At 43.2% G+C, this 17,738-nt stretch carries 10 protein-coding genes; 3 read left to right on the forward strand and 7 right to left on the reverse strand.

The annotated features are described in order from the left end of the window. Positions 1 to 30 precede the first annotated feature (30 nt). From RMY63_RS08240 to RMY63_RS08250, 3 genes are all read right to left on the reverse strand, one after another. Positions 31 to 300 (reverse strand): hypothetical protein, encoded by a 270-nt coding sequence (locus tag RMY63_RS08240; protein WP_322728237.1) that lies wholly within the window; start codon positions 298 to 300, stop codon positions 31 to 33. Further along, positions 297 to 515, reverse strand: coding sequence for a hypothetical protein (locus RMY63_RS08245; RefSeq protein ID WP_322728238.1), 219 nt, complete (start codon positions 513 to 515; stop codon positions 297 to 299). The genes RMY63_RS08240 and RMY63_RS08245 overlap by 4 nt, the downstream gene beginning before the upstream one ends. Positions 516 to 658: 143 nt before the next feature. Beyond that, positions 659 to 901: a type II toxin-antitoxin system HicB family antitoxin gene (locus tag RMY63_RS08250; protein ID WP_322728239.1), complete on the reverse strand. Its 243-nt coding sequence runs from the start codon at positions 899 to 901 to the stop codon at positions 659 to 661. Between the two features lie 843 nt (positions 902 to 1,744). Between RMY63_RS08250 and ggt the strand changes: the two genes are divergently transcribed. Continuing rightward, positions 1,745 to 3,508 carry a gamma-glutamyltransferase gene (gene ggt / locus RMY63_RS08255; RefSeq protein ID WP_322728240.1) on the forward strand — a complete coding sequence of 588 codons (1,764 nt, stop codon included), beginning with the start codon at positions 1,745 to 1,747 and terminating at the stop codon, positions 3,506 to 3,508. Positions 3,509 to 3,683: 175 nt separating this feature from the next. Next, a complete protein-coding gene (locus RMY63_RS08260) occupies positions 3,684 to 4,205 on the forward strand; it encodes a hypothetical protein (protein WP_322728241.1) in 522 nt (173 codons plus the stop codon). A gap of 242 nt (positions 4,206 to 4,447) precedes the next feature. Here RMY63_RS08260 and RMY63_RS08265 read toward each other — a convergent pair whose 3' ends face one another. Both RMY63_RS08265 and mfd read right to left on the reverse strand, forming a co-directional pair. Continuing rightward, positions 4,448 to 4,660, reverse strand: coding sequence for a hypothetical protein (locus RMY63_RS08265; RefSeq protein ID WP_322728242.1), 213 nt, complete (start codon positions 4,658 to 4,660; stop codon positions 4,448 to 4,450). Between the two features lie 75 nt (positions 4,661 to 4,735). Then, entirely contained in the window at positions 4,736 to 8,362 is a 3,627-nt protein-coding gene (gene mfd, locus RMY63_RS08270) for a transcription-repair coupling factor (protein ID WP_322728243.1), read from the reverse strand. Between the two features lie 240 nt (positions 8,363 to 8,602). Here mfd and RMY63_RS08275 point away from each other — a divergent pair, with 240 nt between their 5' ends. Further along, a complete protein-coding gene (locus RMY63_RS08275; RefSeq protein WP_322728244.1) occupies positions 8,603 to 9,931 on the forward strand; it encodes a hemolysin family protein in 1,329 nt (442 codons plus the stop codon). A gap of 335 nt (positions 9,932 to 10,266) precedes the next feature. Here RMY63_RS08275 and RMY63_RS08280 read toward each other — a convergent pair whose 3' ends face one another. Together RMY63_RS08280 and RMY63_RS08285 are read right to left on the reverse strand one after the other, a co-directional pair. Further along, positions 10,267 to 11,448, reverse strand: coding sequence for an aldo/keto reductase (locus RMY63_RS08280; RefSeq protein WP_322728245.1), 1,182 nt, complete (start codon positions 11,446 to 11,448; stop codon positions 10,267 to 10,269). A gap of 288 nt (positions 11,449 to 11,736) precedes the next feature. After that, complete coding sequence (locus tag RMY63_RS08285) at positions 11,737 to 17,679, reverse strand: non-ribosomal peptide synthetase (protein ID WP_322728246.1); 5,943 nt, start codon at positions 17,677 to 17,679, stop codon at positions 11,737 to 11,739. Positions 17,680 to 17,738 lie beyond the last annotated feature (59 nt).

Raw genomic sequence — 17,738 nt, forward strand, 5'->3', positions numbered from 1 at the left:
CAAAATCAGGAATGCGATCGCACTGTGTCGCTACAACCCAGAGAGCAACTTATTATACTCTGCGTGTGAACCAAGCCAAAACCAAATAACCGTATCTCCATCTAACTGTCCAACCGCTCGATAACTTTTGCTAATCCGTGCTGAATAAATTGGTAGTTCTGGATGTACTTTTTTGAAGCGCAAGCTTGGATGGCTCGGATCTTGTTTGAAGAGGCAGTATGCCTCACGGGTTTGCTGTTGAACTTGCTCAGGTAGTGAAGCAAACTCTTGAGGAAACTGAGCGGTTATACGTGAGTTCACAATGTATCTGGATCTAACTCTTGAGTTTTACCTGCACGGTATTCAGCCATTGCCTCGGTTGCCAGGAAAGCAAGTACGTCAGGGGAACGTGTGAAAGCTTCATCCCAAAAGCGTTCATCTTCTAGTTCTTCCAAAATCATTGCCGCGATCGCATCTTGTTCATTGGCAGGCAAATTTTTCAGTTTAGCGATCGCTTGTTCAAGTAGCTCTGTCATGGCTGTTAATCGTTACGAAAGTCATACTATAAATTATCTCTGCTTGCACTCTGTTGGGGTTGTTTGCAATCGCGTGGGGTGGGAGCAAAGTGCGATCGCTCTAGTTAACTTTTTCGAGTTCAAATTCAAGTTTTAATAGCACCCTATGATAATCTTTCATAGCCTGACAAACTAGATAGGCAGTGGTAAAGTACCATAGCGATCGCTGAAATAGTAGAAATTGCATTACGACTGTTGGCAACTTCAAGCCAACCTTCAATAGCATCTTTTAAATTAACCATTACCTCTTTTCTGGTATCTCCTTCGGTAATACAACCAGGAAGCGCGGGAACCTCTGCCCAATAGCCGCCTTCTTCTGCTGGATGAATAATTGCTCTAATTTTCATAAACCTGTTGAGCTAGTTTGTGAGAATGTGCTAACAACCATACTTCCTTGCTAACCTGATTTTTCACGGTAAGTCCTCAAGTCCTGAAAAATCGTGACTTTTTCCACAATCTAATTTTCAATAGCTTTAAGTCAATGAGAATACCTAATGGAAAAATTAGGGCTTCTGCAATTGAGGTAATCTCAACCTGATATACCATACTTTTGCTGCATTAGTTGAAGTTGAGTTAATATTTCCTTTAATTTTACCAACTAGACTCAAAAGGCTGGGTCTGGAATTTCCGCCTGCTCAAAAGCTTTGCGGCAGTCTGCCACTCTTTTAAAATACAAGATCGACTCTCTAAAAGAGCTTTTTGTAAACTTTCATTTCTGCGATTGAGTTAGGTATCCAATGCCCGAATAAGTAAGTCGGCACGATAAAACGCATGTATGTTTAGTTTTATAAAAACTGTGGAATGACCAATTTCTAAGCTGTTTCCTGATTTTATATTTCGTCACATAGGTTGGTTTTTTAAAGCAGACTTACTTAGCAGTAGATAGACGAGTTTATCTAATTTAGATTTTATGCAAATTAGATGTGGAACAGCTTACTGGCAAAGATATCTTTACAGGTGGTGTGGGTAGCGATCGCTTTGTTTTCAATACATACACAATCAAAATTTTTAAAAGTGATAAATAGTTGACTAGCATCTTAATATACTGTAAGTTGATGTCTTGTAAGCTAATCTGTGAAGTAAACAAGAAATCGACAAGCAAGACTCTTAATATTACTAGAGTTTCGATGGGGTTTTTTTGTAATTCCAGAATTGACGATAAATCAAATATTTAAATTCGGAGAGTTGCGTTGACTACAGCATCTAAGTTTGCGTTAAGTACTTGTTTGCTCCCCCTCACACTCAGTGCTACCCTCTTGCCAATTACCATAGGCAAAGCCGACAACCCTCCTCCACCAGAGGCTGGGAGTGGTCGAGTTGAGCGTGAAGCTGTTCGCACAAATAAGTATGTAGTAGTAGCTGCAAATCCACTAGCATCAGCAGCCGGACGCGATGTTTTACGTCGTGGAGGTAGTGCAATAGATGCTGCTATTGCAGTCCAAATGGTATTGACGTTGGTAGAGCCGCAATCTTCAGGTATTGGTGGTGGTGCTTTCCTTGTTTACTACGATGCCAAAACGAAGAAGTTGCTTACTTATGATGGTCGAGAAACTGCACCGGCTGCGGCTAAACCAGATCGCTTTCTCGATGGCAATGGCAAACCATTACAGTTTTATGATGCTGTTGTCGGAGGTAAATCTGTAGGTGTGCCTGGGGTGTTACGAATGCTAGAGTTGGCACACAAAAAATATGGCAAGTTACCTTGGTCTCAACTGTTTCAAGGAGCTATCCAACTTTCTGAACAAGGTTTTCCACTTTCACCACGTTTGTACACTCTGCTAAGTAAGGATCTATATCTATCTCGCAACGAGCCAGCTAAGAGCTATTTCTATCAACCCGATGGTACACCCAAGCCAATTGGTACAAGATTAGTCAATAAATCTCTGGCCGAGGTATTGCGTCAGATTGCCAAAGGAGGCGCTAATGCCTTTTATCAAGGAAATATTGCTAAAGATGTAGTAGCTACGGTGAGGCAAGCAGCAGTACCAGGCGACTTAACCACCACTGATCTAGTGCAATATCAAGCTAAACTGCGAGAGCCAGTTTGTGGCACTTATCGAATTTACAAAGTTTGCGGCATGGGGCCTCCAAGTTCTGGTGGTTTAACCGTACTGCAAATTCTAGGTATTCTTCAACAATTTAATCTGGCAGCTTTAAAGCCAGCTTCTTTAGAAGCAGTCCATTTATTTTCTGAAGCTGGACGTTTAGCTTATGCTGACAGAAATTTATACATAGCTGACACAGATTTTGTTTCAGTACCAGTCAAAGAATTAATTAACCCTAACTACCTAAAGTTACGGGCAGCGAGAATCAATCTTGAACGTTCAATCGGTCAAGCCCAACCAGGCAATCCATTGTTACAGCAAGCACGTCGCTGGGGTAAAGATCAATCTAAGGATTTGCCATCTACTAGTCATGTTTCAATTGTCGATGCGGCAGGTAACGCTATTTCAATGACTACTAGCATTGAAGATGCCTTTGGCTCAAGATTAATGGTACGAGGCTTTTTACTTAACAACCAACTGACAGATTTCTCTTTTTCGCCGATATCAGAAGGAAAGCCCGTTGCTAATCGCATAGAAGCCAAGAAACGCCCAAGAAGCTCAATGGCTCCCATGATGGTCTTTGATCGCAATGGCAAGCTAGTAATGGTAATTGGTTCAGCTGGTGGGCCGCAAATTATTAATTATGTCGCTAAGGCAATAGTAGGGCATCTGGACTGGGGATTAGACATTCAGCAAGCGCTAGCTTTGCCAAATTTTGGTAGTCGTAATGGGCCAACTGAACTAGAAGCAGATACAGATGCTGCCAACCTGAAACCTGCTTTAGAAGCCAAGGGCCATACAGTCAGCGTTATCCAACTAACCAGTGGTTCCACGGGAATTGTACTAACTAATCAGGGGCTAGTTAGTGGTGCTGACCCACGTCGTGAAGGAGCGCCTTTAGGTGAGTAAAAGCTAGTTTTAATAATGTTATTAGCTCAGAGTTGGCACTGATTCTTAGACAGTTAGCTTGATGGCATTAAATAATCAGCTAGTTCGATTAGAACAAGTAGTATAGCTAGTTTTGAGCAAGTACTTTCTCTCTTTCAATATCAAAAATTTTTCAACAATTCTCTGGCATAAAACTATGAGATGGTTCTCAAAAATAGCATTTCCAATTACTCTTAGTATTTTCAGCTTGCTAGGAAGCTCAGTTAACCAAGTGCAAGCTGCATCTCTGGACTATACCTTTACACAATCAGGTTGGGAAGGGGGAGGTATCTTGTCTGGTTCATTTTCTGCTGTGGATCAAAATAATGATGGGTTGATTTACACAAGTGAGTTAAATAGGTTTGATTTGATATTTTCTGGAAACTCCAAAGTTCCTCAAGAGAAATGGTTGGGTGTATCTAGTTTAAGTTCTTTTGGATTTAACTCTAGTAATTCTAAATTAGCTTTCTCAACTTCTGAAAATTTAGATGAGTATACTGCTAATGTTGTTGGCTTACCTTATCTTAATTATATTGGCAAGCCTTTTCTTGCCAACTATATTTCCTCTTCTGAAACTCAACCATTTGTAGTTGCAAAATCTATTCCCGAACCTACCTTTGGATTTGCTAGTTTAGCTGCCTTGAGTGTTGGTCTATTACTTAAATTGAGTAAATCCTGATGATGATCAACATCTGCTACTGTGCGACATATCCTGTATAGGTCTATCTGCATCCCCAAAGGGGTGGGAACTATCGCCTACTCTGATGCGATAACGATTTTCACCATTTTTTAATTTTCCCACACCATCAGGGCGAGGATCGAGAGCTAATTGTTGAATTTTGCTTTCTAGCCTTTCCTGAATATCTATAGGTAACTTTTTGAGTTGTTTAGATGCACTTTTGGAAATTTCTACTTAGTAGCTCATGCAGTTTTTTGCTGATGTTCTGACCAAGTTAAAGTGCCATTTTCTACGATATCTTTTAATCCCTCTTCAAAATCTCTTTCGTCCAACTCGTCTTCCTGCTTACGGATTTTTAACAGTGATAGAATATCTTGTAAGGTATCGTCATAAGCCAGTTCTAATTGTTCATTAATAGCCTTGATTAACGCTTGCCTTTTAGTTGTAGTTTCCATGTCTCTACTCTTTTTAACTACTCGTTATTGTCTATGTTTTGAACACCTTATTTTACTCTAATATTACTCGTCTTATCAAACACCAACCGCCTCTGGAATCGCACCTTGCATTCTCCCGAAAGCATCAATTAAATTCTGCAATTGTTGATCTGCTTTAAAAACTCCTAAACCGCGCACTGTCACTTTACCAGGCGAATACACAAAGCGCGTTTTGAGATTTTCTGGTAAATTCGCCGCTAATAAATTCCAAGCGGGTTCTTCCATCGGCGTTTCTAAAACAACGTGCTGCTTGTTTTCTGGTTTAATCCGGCTAAATCCGAGTTTTTTCGCTAGCTGTTTGAGTTCCATAACTCGCAAAAGTTGATTTGCCGACACTGGTAAAGTACCATAGCGATCGCTCCACTCAGCTGCAATCTGTTTTAATTCTGATTTAGATTTAGCTGTCGCCACCGCCCGGTATGCACTCATCTTTTGATCCAAATCCATAATGTAATCTGCTGGGATAAATGCCGTCAGGTTGAGGTCAATCTGGGTATCCTCCACTTTCGGAATTTCTTGTCCTCGGATTTCCCGAATTGCTTCTTCCAGCATTTCCATGTATAAATCGAAGCCGATGGCATCCATTTGACCGGATTGTTCTGCACCAAGCAAGTTACCCACACCCCTGATTTCCATGTCGCGCATTGCTAGCTGATACCCAGAACCTAGCTGAGTAAATTCCTGAATCGCTCGTAAACGTTGCCGTGCCGCATCAGATAATGCCCGTTGCTTCGGATAAAATAACCAAGCATGAGCTTGGATACCTGCACGTCCCACACGACCGCGTAATTGATACAGCTGTGCCAATCCAAAGCGGTGAGCATCTTCAATCAAAATGGTGTTGACTCGCGGAATATCTAAGCCAGATTCAATAATTGTTGTACAAACGAGGATATCTGCATCACCATTGCTGAAGGTGAGCATGGTTGATTCTAACTCACTTTCATCCATTTGACCGTGAGCGATCGCAAATCTAGCTCCCGGTATCACTTCTCGCAAATTTGCTGTTGTCTCTTCGATTCCGTCCACTCGTGGAACTACATAAAAAACCTGTCCACCTCTGTCTAATTCTTGACGAATTGCAGTGCGGATACTTTCGGTATTAATTGGTGACAAATGGGTTTTTATCGGGCGTCTGGTTGGGGGTGGTGTGGTAATCAAACTCATTTCCCGAATTCCCGACAAAGACATATACAAAGTTCGGGGAATGGGTGTGGCGGAGAGGGTAAGCACATCAACCTGAGTTTTCAGGCTTTTAATTTTCTCTTTCTGGTTTACCCCAAACCGCTGTTCTTCATCTACTACCAACAGTCCTAAATCGCGGAATGACACACCTTTACCTAAAAGTTGGTGTGTACCAACTACTACATCTAATTCACCCGTTGCCAATCGCTTTTGAATATCACGGCGTTCTTCAGCAGAACGAAAGCGGTTGAGTAAACCGACATTTACAGGGTAAGGAGCAAAACGTTCTTTGAGTGTATGGTAATGCTGCTGTGTTAAAATAGTCGTCGGCGCAAGGAGTGCCACTTGTTTACCGGCGGTGACTGCTTTAAAAACAGCACGAATCGCCACTTCCGTCTTTCCGAAACCGACATCGCCACAAACTAAGCGATCCATTGGGCGATCGCTTTCCATGTCGCGTTTTACATCTTGGACAGCTTTGAGCTGATCCGTTGTGGGTTGGTAGGGGAAAGAATCTTCTAATTCTTCCTGCCAAGGCATATCACCTGGAAAGCTAAAACCTTGTTGTTGCGATCGCGCTGCATACAGTTTCAACAAGTCCACCGCCAATTTTTTAATCGCTTTGCGGACTTTATTCTTGGTATTTTCCCAAGCTTTGCCGGTCATCCGATTGAGTTCCGGTGCTTTATCACCTCCGGCGCGGAACCGGGATAAAGCACCTACTTGATCGGCTGCGACTCTGAGTAACCCATCAGCATACTGCACTACCAAATAATCACGGGTTTCATTATTAATCGTCAAACTTTCCAGCTTGACAAATTTACCAACACCATGATTTCTGTGAACCACATAATCGCCTGGACGCAGCTTATTGGGATCAACTTGCTTAGAAGTAGCTTTGTGGCGCTTGCGGATATAGCCGGGAGTCGCCAAAGAATGCTGCCCAAAAAATTCCCGATCTGTAACGATTACCAATCGGTACGTAGGCAGGATAAAACCTTCTAGTTCTGCAAGACCAGAATATTTTAAGGCTATAGGAGTATGGTTGATTTGCAGTTTATCTATCGCTTGGTAGTCGCGGGGATTCGGGATAAACTGAGCCGGACAGTCATGTTCTTGCAACAGCGAGACAGAACGCGAAGGTTGAGCAGAAAGCAGCCAGATCGAGAAATTGCGATCGCGTTCTTGGCGGATGGTTTCAGCTAGTTTTGCAAACTGGTGCGGCGTGACTGGAACAGGTCGGCTAGCAAGATTAATCCCATCATTTTCCTCTGACAGTTCCGATAAATATAAGGTTTTAAACCTGGCAACATCAGCCAAACACTCATCAAACGAACGGTGGATTTTCGGTATTGCTAAGGGAGTAGGGAGTAGGGAGTGGGGAGTGGGGCTAGATTCTTCATCCCCTACTCCCCATTCCCTATTCCCCATTCCCCATTGTTCCTGGGCATTTTCTACCCAGCGATCGCTATGAGCATGACACTGTTCTGGCTCATCAATGGCAATCAGGGTATTTTCTGATAAATAGTTTAGCAGGGACGCTGGTTGCTCGAAAGCCAACCCCAAAAAGCGACGACTACCTTCAATCAGTGATGAGTGCTGAGTGCTGAGTGCTGAGTCAGAATTTAACTCAGCACTCAGCACTCGGAACTCAGGACTATTTTTCAGTGCAGCCATCACGATGGGAGTGAAGCTAGTGGGGGTAAGAATTAACTGGTCAACTTTGTCGAGGGCGGAACGTTGGGTTGCTGGGTCAAATTCCCGCATTTGCTCGATTTCATCGCCAAACCATTCCAACCTGACTGGAAACTCAGAAGAAACCGCGAACACATCAACAATATCGCCCCGCCGACTCCATTGCCCTTCCATTTCCACCAAAGGAACTCTTTCGTACCCCAAAATAGTTATTTTCTCACTGAAGCTATTTAGGTCTAGTTCCATCCCTTTTTTCAGGGTAAGACAGAATTGCCCAAAAGCTGCTGGTGGAGGCAAATGAGGTTGCAGCGCCCCTTGGGTAGCCACAATCGCCATATTTGTCCTTTGTCCTACCCTGCGGGAAGCCGCTGGCGCGTCTATGTCATTTGTCCTTTGTCCTTGGTTTGTTTCTAATGACAAATGACTAATGACCAATGACTCTTGAATGTTGAGTAAATCTGCCAATACCTGCATTTGCCCCCAACTCATTTCAGTTTCCGGGTCAAAAGGTTCGTAGGGAGAAGCCTCGGAGGTGGGGTAAAAATGTACTGTTTGCCATCCCATTGCCTCCAGTTGTGCGTAAACGCGTCCAGCTTCTTCCAGAGTGGCGCAAACCACAAACAAATCCTTGCCCTGAGACTGCGCTAATGCCGAAGCCACTAGAGTCTTGGGCAGCCTGGGAATGCCATTTAACCGCAATTCTTGTTGTCGATTCAGCTTAGAAATAAATTCAGTGGTGAGCGGCGATCGCGCTAAGGCACGCACAATAGAAGAAAATGACATAAGTACTACTAGCGATGGGAGTCTTTGTGGGTCAGCAAATCTTAAGGCAGTTTATGTCAACTATTTTAAAAGTGTTAACAGCTTTCTTATTCCTTCACTGGAAGAATAATGCACAGTGACTTATAAACTTAAGAACTATAACTACTACTTTGTATATAGTCAAAGTATTTATCGAAGCACCTTTAATACTAGATACTAGGGATTGAGCTACGTTTGCTCTGATAAGCGGCAATTTTAAACATGTCCTCCATCACTTTTGAAATTTTAATCATTTTGGTGCTAATTATTGCCAATGGCGTGTTTTCTATGTCTGAGATGGCGATTGTCTCGGCACGGAAAGTTAGACTACAGCAGCTTGCTAATCAAGGAGATGCCAAGGCAATGGCAGCATTGAAATTAGCGGAGTCTCCAAATCATTTTCTGTCAACCGTTCAAGTGGGTATTTCCCTGATCGGTATCCTAACTGGTGCTTTTGGAGGAGCAACAATTGCCAACCGACTGGCAGTCTATGTGCGACTTGTACCTTTGTTAGCACCTTATAGTGAACCGATATCTTTTGGAATAGTGGTTTTGATCATTACCTATTTGTCACTGATTATTGGCGAATTAGTACCAAAGCGTCTGGCATTAAACAATCCAGAAAGAATTGCATCGACTGTAGCTATTCCAATGCGTGCCTTATCGGCGATCGCTTCGCCAATGGTATATCTCTTAAGTGCTTCTACAGATTTGATCCTGCGAGTACTGGGAATTACAGCTTCTACTGAGCCGCAAGTCACCGAAGAAGAAATTAAAATTTTAATTGAGCAAGGCACTGAAGCAGGAACCTTTGAGGAAGCTGAACAGGATATGGTAGAGCGAGTCTTTCGTTTAGGCGATCGCCCTGTCAGTTACTTAATGACACCCCGTCCTGATATTGTTTGGCTAGACTTAGACGACTCTGCCGAAGAAAATCGCCAAAAAATGGTTGATAGTGCCTATTCTCGGTATCCAGTTTGTCAGGGGGGACTTGACAATGTGCTGGGTGTTATCCCTGTCACCGACTTATTAGCCAGGAGTTTCCGAGGGGAACCACTAGATTTAACGATCGGATTGCGACAGCCTGTATTTGTGCCAGAAAGCACCCGTGGCTTGAAAGTTTTGGAATTATTCAAGCAAACTATCACTCACATGGCGCTGGTAGTGGATGAATACGGCGTAATTCAAGGATTAGTCACTCTCAACGACATCATGAGTGAAATCGTGGGTGACGTTCCTTCAATGGATGGACAGGATCAACCACAAGCTGTACAACGCGAAGATGGTTCCTGGCTCTTGGATGGGATGTTGCCTGTAGAGGAGTTTTTGGAACTTTTTGGTATGGAAGAGTGGGAATCTGAGGAACGCGGCAGTTATCAAACATTAGGCGGTTTTGTGATCACCCATTTAGGTCGTATTCCTGCCGCAGCAGATCATTTTGAATGGCAAAGTATGCGAATTGAAGTGATGGATATGGATGGTAATCGCGTTGATAAAGTGCTAGTTGTACCGAAGGCAGTTAAATCAGCAGATACGAAAAAATCTGATTAGGATTGGGGATTGGGCATTGGGCATTGGGCATTGGGCATTGGGCATTGATAATTATTAGACTTCTTGCATAAATCAAAAAAAGAACCCCACCCCGCCTTTGACTTATATCAAATTCTCCCCTCCTCGCCTGCGGGGAGGGGTTGGGGGTGGGGTGTTAGGGAACTTTTGCAAGAGGTCTAATACCAATTCTCTAAAATCCGGCAACAGATTAAAACCTTGAAACCCAGACACCATCTGAATTTATTAATTGCGAATTGCGTTAGCGCAGCGTTAGCGAGTCCGCGAGCGTCATTGCGAATTGCGAATTGGTATAATGCCCTATTTATTGCAATTTATCAAGTACGAGATAGACGTTTGACCGCTTCACCTGCCAACAAATGATGAGCTTGTTCTAGAAGTTGGGGGATTTTATCGGCGTAGGGATTACGGGCGAGACATTGCCGCAAGTCTAATTCGTCTAGCCGCTCGGCTTGGTTGCCGGGAAACCAGTGCCCGCCATTGCCAAGTAGGTTGTAGCGCATTTTGGCATAGTCTACTAAATCGTAGGCGATCGCTAAATTCCGCAGCCACAAAATCACCCGAATATTTACCTCACCAGGAGTTTCGTCAAAGGTTGGTAAATTTGTTTCCCAGGATTGTACCCAATCTTTTCCCAAAGTAGCGATCGCTTCTGATTCCAACCGTACTAAAATTGGTGGCAAAATTTCTGATGCCCGATTTATTAATTCTAAAGTCTTCAGGTGTTCATCAAAATCTTGTGGTTTTGCTGCTCCCAAGCTCAGGGTATGTACCTCTTGATGACTCAAACAAAACAAATCATTAAACACCATTGGACTCAATGGGGCGCAAAGATTGACTAATTTTTGTGGAGGTTTATACAACAAACCTCCTTTATTAGAAGGGCTAATAATAAACACTCCCATATCGTGGCGTTTAGCTGCTTCGATTGCCGCCCAATTCCATTGATTAATGTAGTACCAGTGCAGGTTCACGTAATCAAATTGATTGGTATTAATTGTCTGCACAATCATATCTGTCGAGCCGTGTGTGGAAAAGCCAATAAATCTAACTTTTCCCTCTGCTCGCAACTGCTGTGCTACTTCCAAACAGCCGCCAGGACGGATGCTGTTATCTAACGATTCAGGATCATTAATGCCGTGCAACCCTAAAAGGTCAACATAATCTAGCTGGAGATTTTGCAAGGATTGTTCAAATGTCTCCCGAAATTCTTTCGCATCTGCCTTTGGATTGATTTTGGTCTGAACAATCAACTTTTCGCGGGTAAACTTGGGCAATATTCTCCCCAATTGCATTTCAGAAGTACCATAACCACGGGCAGTTTCAATATGATTAATCCCAACCTCGACCGCCCTTCTAATAGTCGCTTCCAGATTTGCCTGGTTATCAGCAGGAATTTCATGATTAGGAACATCCTCCCATTTGAACTGATATCTCATGCCACCGCAGGAAAACACTGGCATCTGTAATTCTGTGCGTCCAAATCTTCTATATAGCATCAGTGGATTGTAGATTGCTTACCAACTTAAAATCTAAAAACGATAGTCATTCCAGCTTTTAGTGCCACAATCATTCCCTCTGTTCAATCTGTGACACTAGCAATATTCATCGCATTCTTAAATCGGTCAGGTCTTTTGGTTATTGGATTTTTACCTACCAATATTCCAGTTCCACAGAATAATTATCTCACCCTAGTTACCACTAGCAAGAATTTTTCGATTATTCTCTCAAGTTTAGACCAATTTAAAAAAAGAGTGCGACAAATAAACCATTTGTAGAGACGCGATTCATCGCGTCTGAGACTGCGCCTGAGTTAAGCAATTTCTCAATTTTTCAGCTAACACTTGTACATGGGGTTCATTAAGTATGTTCAGGTGAGATCCGGGAATGTAATGGATATCTAATCCTCCAACCACTAAGTCGCCCCAGCCAAATTGAGGATCGTATTCTATGCCTATAGCTTCGTCCCGATTTTTATCCTCTGTCCGCAAAAGAATAGCTCGACCAAGGTAAGGTGAAAAAGTATAGTCACTGAGGGCTTGAGTGTTAGTATCTATAACCTTTAAATGCTTGTCAGTTTCAGGTACATTAAGTACGTCTTCCAAGTAACGGTTATATGTATTTTGCAGTTCTTGCTTACGCCAATAACTCCATCTCACAACCTTTTGCCAAAGGTAGTTAGGTCCTTGTTGAACAATATTATTTAAATGCAAAAAAACTCGCTTGAGAAATGGTGCCTGCCAGCTATAACCTATACGACAACTATCAAGCAAAACTAAAATACCAACTTGTTCGCCTTGCTCATGGAGTTGCCGAGCCATCTCGAAGACAACTGTACCCCCAAAGGAATAACCTCCGAGAAAATAAGGGCCATGAGGTTGAAGGGTCTGAATTTCTTGAATGTAGTGCGCTGCCATATCTTCAATGCGGGTATAGAGAGGGTGTTTTCCATCTAATCCCCGTGGTTGTAATCCGTAAAATGGTTGTTCTATCCCCAGATGCAATGCCAATTCACGGAAACATAAGACTTCTCCACCCAGTCCATGAATACAGAAGAAAGGTGGCTTGGAGCCGTTGGATTGAATTTCTACTAAGGATGACCAAGATTTTGATTGGTCTAAGGTATTTACTAAAGCCGAGTTTTTTGTTAAATCTTCTTCTTGGCAGATTATTTTGGCTAGAGCCTCTACAGTCCCTGACTGGAAAAGAATGGCAAGAGGTAGGTTTTTATTAAATGTCTTTTCAATTTGCCAAAACAGTTTTACTGCTAGGATAGAATGTCCTCCTAGCTCGAAGAAGTTATCCCTAACACCAATAGGCTGGACACCTAAAATTTGTTCCCAAATCTGTGTTAACTGGTGTTCCACTTGATTGCGGGGAGCAACAAAGCTGGCTTCTGCTTCTTGCCTTGATAAGTCTGGTGCTGGTAAAGCGCGACGGTCTACCTTACCGTTGGGGGTTAAGGGTATGGTGTCCAGCACGACAAAAGCCGAAGGTAGCATGTACTGTGGCAATTTTGTCGAGAGGAAGCTACGGATATCAGTAATCGCAATTGCTGAGTCTTGATTCGGTATAATGTAAGCCACCAAACGTTGATCTCCAGGAACATCTTCACGGGCAATGACTACAGTCTGGAGTACATCTGAATGTTGGGCTAACACCGTTTCAATTTCCCCTGGCTCAATGCGTATGCCTCGGATCTTGACTTGATGATCTTGGCGACCGAGAATTTCTAGAGAGCCATCTGGACAATAGCATCCGCGATCGCCTGTATAATAAAGCCAATCCTGGCGATCGTTCCGAAAAGGATTCTTGGCAAATCGAGAACCGTTTTCTTGCTGGGCATTGATGTAACCCAAACTGCAAAATGGAGTGCGGATTACAATCTCGCCCGGTTCACCGATACCGCACGGCTGGTGATTTGGTGTGAAAACCAGTGCTTGAGTTTGAGGCAGCGGCAATCCTACTGGCTGTACGCCTGGTGTACACTCAACAGGTACTTGGTAATAACACTTTGCCAAAGTTGTCTCTGTCGGGCCGTAGAGATTAACTATTTCACCTGATTCGGGAAAAGCATCCCGCCACCGAAGTACAAGGGTTTCTTTCAGAGGTTCTCCAGCCAAGAACAACCAGCGTAAGTTACGTAAAGAGACTCCTGACGGCACATTCGCTAACCATAATTGCGCCAGTGAAGGAACTGTATGAAGTACAGAAATCTGCTCCTTTTCCAAATAATGCAGAATTCTCGTCGGTTCTAAGTTATCCTCTTCTTCCGGTAAACACAAGGTTGCACCGCTAGTTAAAGGTAAGAAAATATCTCTCAGAACGACATCAAAAGAAAGACCAGTTAATTGGGCAACGCGGTCTTGCTGATTAATTTCAAAGGTCTGTCGCTGCCAGTTGAGAAAATGCGCCAATCCTTTATGAGACCCTAGCACCCCTTTCGGTACACCAGTAGTGCCGGAAGTAAAGAAAATATAAGCTGCATCGTCAGCAGCGATTTCAGGTAGATTTACTACTTCAATTCTCTTTTGGGAATTTATAGCTTCTCCTGTGTCTGGGTTGACACAGATACTAGTTAAAGACTCCCATATATTTTCGTCTTCTGGACGCTGACCATCAATATATAATATGTATTTAGCTTTAGCTTCCTGTAGCATCAGCCGCTGGCGTTGGCTAGGAAGTTTCGGATCGAGGGTAAGTAGCACACCGCCACTCAAGAGTACGCCAAGCATACTGGTAATTAGCCCAAAGCTGCGTGTACCATATACGGCTACGACATCTCCCCGCTCTACTCCGTGAGATAACAAAACCTGTGCTAAGGTTTGAGCAATTTTGCCCAATTCCCCATAATTCCAAGTACGAATTCCTTGACGAAGTGATGAATGTTCTGGAGTACGATTTACCCAAGAGGTAAACATTGTTGTCGTTAACTCATACCGTGGTTCTGGCAAAACCGCCCTTGGCTCTGGCAGCAAAGGTGTCGCTTCTGGCGTCACCAGGGAATATAAACTAATCTGTCTCTCTGGAGCAGCAACAATTTGATTCAGCAAGTGATGGAATTGATGAAGCATTTCCATCATCCGTTCTGAAGTAAACAGATCGGTGTTGTAAACTAAATCAAGTTGGATTCCTTGATTTTGTTCTGTAACGTAAAGGGTTAAGTCAAACTTAGAAGCTGTTTCTAGGATCGATACTGGTTCTATAGCCACTCCAGGTAGTTCCAGCTGAATGTCCCTTAAGTTGAGCATATTAAACCACACTTGAAACAGTGGGTTGCGACTGGTATCTCGCTCTGGTTGCAGTTCTTCTACCAGTTTCTCGAAGGGCATATCTTGATGGGCATAAGCAGCTAATGCCATCTGGCGGACTCGATTTAGCACTGACCGAAAACTGGGGTTGTCGGTAAAATCAGTCCGTAAAACAACGGTATTAATAAAAAATCCAATTAATTCTTCAATCTCAGAACGGTTACGTCCGGCAATGGGAGAACCGATAAGAATATCTTCTTGCCCAGTGTAGCGGTGCAGTATTGTCCCAAAGGCTGCCAGCAATGTCATGAATAGAGTGACACCCTCTTGATGCGAGAGTTCTGTGAGTGATGCACTCAAAGTCTGCGGTAGGATCAGAGATTGGGCTGCTCCTTGGTAAGTTTGTACTGGTGGTCGTGGTCGGTCGGTAGGCAATTCCAGTACAGTATTAGCACCTGCTAATTGGGTTTTCCAATAGTTAATTTGGCTGGAAAGTACATCACCTGATAGCGATTGGTGCTGCCATACTGCAAAATCTGCATACTGAATGGGCAATTTTGTCAAGGGGGAAGGCTGACTGTTCAAAAAAGCTTCATAGAGTGCTGTTAACTGCTGCCAGAGAATAGCGATTGACCAGCCATCTGAGGCGATGTGGTGCATGATTAACAAGAGTATATGCTCCTGTTCGTCTACTTGGAGCAAAGTAGCTCGCAACATCAAGTCAGATTTTAAGTTGAAGGGATGTTGCACCTCTTGATTGAGGAAAAATTCTACTTGATCTTTTGTTACCTGAATGATTTTGAGTTCTACTGGCCGAGGCGTGCCAATTACTTGTATGGGGCTACCATCAAGTGATGTCATAAAGTTGGTTCGTAATGCCTGATGATGGACAACGATCGCATCTAGTGACTGTTGCAATATACCCAGGTTTAACTTGCCCGTTAAGCGCTGTGCATTGGAGACGATATATGCTGCGCTGTTGGGTTCCAACTGCTCCAAAAACCAGACTCGCTGCTGGGCAAAGGATAAAGGGGCTGATTCCCGATTCGCTATTTGAGGAATAGTCTGATTTTGGGGAGCATTTTCTGGAGTTTGGTTTTGGGCGATTGCTTGGGCTAAAGTAGCGATCGTCGGATTCTCAAATAAGAGTTGCAACGGTATTTCTATTTGAAAAGCTTGGCGAACTCTAGACATCACTTGAGTGGCCAGCAGTGAATGACCTCCCAATTCAAAAAAATTGTCATGGATACCTACTTGTTCCAGACGCAAAACTTTCGTCCAAATGCCAGCCAAGACTTCTTCTGTCGAATTCTGAGGTGGAGCAAAGTTAGTTGACAGGCTAATATCAGATGTATCTGGTGCAGGTAAGGCGTGGCGGTCTATTTTACCGTTGGGATTTAATGGTAGAGTATCCAAAAATACAAAGAAACTAGGCACCATGTATTCAGGCAACCGAGTTTCTAAAAAGCGACGCAATTCAGCTTGACTAGGAATTTGCTCTGAACTGGGAACAATATATGCCACGAGTCGCTTGTCCCCAGGCATATCCTCTCTGGCGATGACGAGAGTCTGCATCAGTGCCGGATGTTGAGCTAGTATGGCTTCAATTTCTCCTAATTCAATTCGGAAGCCACGTATTTTAACTTGGTGGTCAATCCGACCAAGGAACTCGATATTACCATCGCTCAAATAACGTGCCAAATCTCCAGTTTTGTAAAGTCGTGCCCCAGGTTCAGAGCTAAAAGGGTTAAAAATAAACTTCTCTGTGGTCAATTCTGGACGGTTAAGATAGCCTCGCGCTAGACCAATACCGCCAATGTGCAGTTCACCTGATTCACCAATAGGCAATGGCTGCAAATTTTCATCAAGGATGTGAATCTCTGCATTGGTAATCGGACGACCAATGGGTGCATTAGCATAATTAGTGCCGCGTTGGCAACTCCAGAAAGTGGTATCAATGGAAGCTTCTGTTGGGCCATAACAATTATGTAGAACATTGTCCAAATTCAGTTGCGCAAAGAAGCGTTCTATAAGTTCGCCAGGTAAAGCTTCACCACCGCAGGTAATATGTCTGATGAATCGGCAATTCTCAATTCCCTTTTCTTCCAATAAGACACGCAGCATAGAAGGTACTAAAGCCAGAACTGTGATTTGCTGCTCAGTAATCACCTTCACAAGGTAGGCAGTGTCTTGATGTCCACCAGGGCGAGCCATAAACAATTGGCCCCCAAAGCACAATGGCCAGAATATCTGCCACACTGAGGGGTCGAAGCTAAAAGAAATAGTTAGTAAAACTTTGTCTGCATGAGTTAATCCAAAAGTTGTTTGCTTCCAGTGGAGTTGATTGCAGATGCCACGGTGAGGGATCATTACACCCTTTGGCTGTCCTGTAGAGCCAGATGTGTAGATTACGTAGATGAGGTTATCAGCCGTCATCTCATTTACAGGATTTTCTTGACTGTTTTGGATATTCCCTTGCGAGTCTAAGTCCAGACAAACCACTTGTGCCTGATGTGGTGGTAAGTTCTTGACCAGTTTTTCTTGGGTTAACAATACTGGTGTCTGGGTGTCTTCCAAGATGAAAGCTAAACGTTCTGAGGGATATGCTGGATCTAAAGGCACATAAGCGCCTCCAGCTTTGAGAATGCCCAGTAGTCCTATAATCATCTCTAAGGAGCGCTCCAGGCATATACCTACAAGTACTTCTGGCCCAACGCCTAAAGAACGTAGGTGGTGCGCTAGTTGATTCGCCCGCTGGTTTAACTGTTGATAAGTAAGTTGTGTATTTTCACATACTACTGCAATTGCTTGGGGCGATCGCTCTACTTGGATCTCAAACATTTGATGAATGCACAGATCCTGATGATGAACTACTTGGGTATCATTCAATTCCTGTAAAACTTGAGTGCCGATAATGTGAGTTAAGGTATTTAAAGTAATATTTTGTTTATATTCTGATGTTTGACTATTTATCTGCATTTTCTATATGTAAATTCAGTGGGCATAAAATAATTAAAGTTTTATGAGGACGTAAATAA

The organism is Nostoc sp. ChiQUE01b (assembly GCF_034531255.1).
In the GTDB taxonomy this organism is placed as follows: Bacteria; Cyanobacteriota; Cyanobacteriia; order Cyanobacteriales; family Nostocaceae; genus Nostoc.

Bases quoted from the DNA above. Each gene is read 5' to 3' on its own strand.
- RMY63_RS08245 (WP_322728238.1), bottom strand. From the start codon at position 515: ATGACAGAGCTACTTGAACAAGCGATCGCTAAACTGAAAAATTTGCCT.
- RMY63_RS08250 (WP_322728239.1), bottom strand. From the start codon at position 901: ATGAAAATTAGAGCAATTATTCATCCAGCAGAAGAAGGCGGCTATTGG.
- RMY63_RS08260 (WP_322728241.1), top strand. From the start codon at position 3,684: ATGAGATGGTTCTCAAAAATAGCATTTCCAATTACTCTTAGTATTTTC.
- RMY63_RS08265 (WP_322728242.1), bottom strand. From the start codon at position 4,660: ATGGAAACTACAACTAAAAGGCAAGCGTTAATCAAGGCTATTAATGAA.
- mfd (WP_322728243.1), bottom strand. From the start codon at position 8,362: ATGTCATTTTCTTCTATTGTGCGTGCCTTAGCGCGATCGCCGCTCACC.
- RMY63_RS08275 (WP_322728244.1), top strand. From the start codon at position 8,603: ATGTCCTCCATCACTTTTGAAATTTTAATCATTTTGGTGCTAATTATT.
- RMY63_RS08280 (WP_322728245.1), bottom strand. From the start codon at position 11,448: ATGCTATATAGAAGATTTGGACGCACAGAATTACAGATGCCAGTGTTT.
- RMY63_RS08285 (WP_322728246.1), bottom strand. From the start codon at position 17,679: ATGCAGATAAATAGTCAAACATCAGAATATAAACAAAATATTACTTTA.